The sequence below is a fragment of the Paenibacillus sp. GCM10027628 genome (assembly GCF_042676385.1).
In the GTDB taxonomy this organism is placed as follows: Bacteria; Bacillota; Bacilli; order Paenibacillales; family NBRC-103111; genus Paenibacillus_E.
The window spans coordinates 1-1,471 of sequence record NZ_JBHTHA010000068.1; the positions used below are offsets into that span (position 1 = coordinate 1).

Sequence of the window (1,471 nt, forward strand, 5' to 3'; positions counted from 1 at the left end):
GGACCCTTTGTCAAGGACACTTAAAAAAGAGGTTGTTCTAAGAACTTTAGGAAGCCAATAATAGATGATTCCTGTATTGTACAGGGGTCATCTTTTTTAATCCCCATTGATATCTATTATTATTGTAGTAGCGGATATAACGGTCAATCATACGTTGTAGTTCTTGTAATGATGAGGCACTGCGATGGTCAACATGGTCTTTCATGTGGCCGAAAAACGACTCCTGTGGTGCATTGTCCCAACAATTTCCTCGTCTAGACATGGATTGACCTAACCCTTTTTGCTTTAAAAGGGCTTGGTATTTGGGACTCGTATAATGACTCCCTTGATCCGAATGGATAAACGCATCCTTGTGCAGCTTCAGCCGTTTTTGCTTTACGAGTGCGTCAATCGTATCAGTAGCAATGTCTAGTGTAAGGCGATTGGATAGGTTATAAGAGAGAATTTCTCCTGTTGAGGCATCTAGTATGGTCGACAAATAAGCCGTCTCTGAGCGGCCATACGGTAGGTAGGTGATGTCGGTGAGCAACGCAAGCCCTGGAACACCTTTTCTAAAATCCCTCTCTAAGCTGTTGGGAAGTGTTCGATGTTCCTGAGTCGCCTTGGCCATATGTTTGTATGGATTTGGTTTTCTATGTGGACAAACGAGGTCAAATTTCTTCATAAGCCTGCGGATTCTCTTCAGGTTGTAGATTACGTCAAACTCGTTCTCAAGTGTCATCTTAATAGAACGAGAACCCTTTTTAAAGCCTTTTCTATGGAATGCTTTCTTGATAAGTTCTCCAGCTTTGACATCAGAAAGAGACCGCTCTAGGCGTGTACCTGCGGCTTGTATGTAGTTATAGTATCCAGAACGGGATACGTTAAGTAGATCGCATAGATAGCGCGTCATGCGTCCTAAACCCTGATCCACAGTCTCTTTAATAAGCTCAAATAACATATTCTTACTTAGACTTTTCCCGTTTACTACCAGCAACCTTTCTTTCGTGTCTAGCTTTTTTAACAGTTCCACCTGAGACTCAAGGAGTTTAATTTTTGCTTCCTGTCTTGCAATCACTTCATCCTGCGTTAGTTCACGCTTTAGAGGACGTCCAGAAGATTCCTTACGGGAGTCCGCTAGTCCAATAACTCCGTCTTTTTCATATGCTTTCCTCCAACGTTCAGCACATTGTTTTACACGTTGTTTTCCAATTATGTTTACATCAAACCCGTTATCTTCAAAGATTTCTCTTGGGGGTTTACCTGCCAAGTATTGATCGATGAACACCTGCTTAAATTCATCAGCATAGGTAATTGCTTTGTCGCTTATTCTGATCACGTATTTATTCGTTGATAAATTCATTTGGTCTTTTTCACTAAAGATTTTCTTAGACATGATATAAACCCCTCCGATGCTTACTCTAGTATACAAAAAAAGGTACCCATAGACCGAACACTTTTTTCAAAGTGTCCAGTCTATGGGTACCAGTCT

General features: G+C 41.1%; 1 protein-coding gene. It reads right to left on the reverse strand.

The annotated features are described in order from the left end of the window. Window positions 1-46: 46 nt before the first annotated feature. The gene (locus tag ACFQZT_RS32240; protein WP_379307061.1) at window positions 47-1,375 is read right to left on the reverse strand and encodes an IS3 family transposase; all 1,329 of its coding nucleotides are present in this window, start codon (window positions 1,373-1,375) and stop codon (window positions 47-49) included. Window positions 1,376-1,471: the final 96 nt, after the last annotated feature.